General features: G+C 47.2%; 1 pseudogene. It reads left to right on the plus strand.

The window, feature by feature from the left end:
• Positions 1-433: 433 nt before the first annotated feature.
• Positions 434-534 (plus strand): annotated as a pseudogene (locus L5L97_RS22860) (IS110 family transposase); the annotation flags it as partial.

Raw genomic sequence — 534 nt, forward strand, 5'->3', positions numbered from 1 at the left:
GAAAATCAGGAGCGCAGCCATACCTTACGACCCCGAATACGAAGCTTACTTAAGTAAGCGGAAACAGGCAAAGGAAGGTCGAAACTCTTGGTTCGATCCTGTCTTAGCTGCTATATAGGGTGCTGGGTAACAGAACACGCCTTAGTGGAGGCTTGAGCCGTATGCAGTGAAAGTTGCACGTACGGTTCTTAGGAGGGCGGCACTTGGTAACAGATGCCGTCTATCCGACAAAAGCGTGCTGCGTAACGCTTTTAAATCTACAGATTACGCGAATGCTCGAAAGGTGTGCCATGGTGATTGGCGAGACGACCGTCCGCCCCATGGACGGGGCGGTCGAGCATCCAAGGATGATGGGATGGACACCTCTTGTGAAGTAGGCGTCATTTACGCCATATTGAATTTGCACGTTCAATAACAACAAAAGGTGTCCAAAATGAAAGTTACACTAATAGGAATTGATCTCGCAAAAAATATCTTCCAAGTATGTGGAGTTAATCAAGCAGGCAAGAGTGTTTTTAACCGTTCGATTAAACG

This window comes from Shewanella sp. SM71, from assembly GCF_025653905.1.
GTDB lineage: Bacteria > Pseudomonadota > Gammaproteobacteria > Enterobacterales > Shewanellaceae > Shewanella > Shewanella oncorhynchi.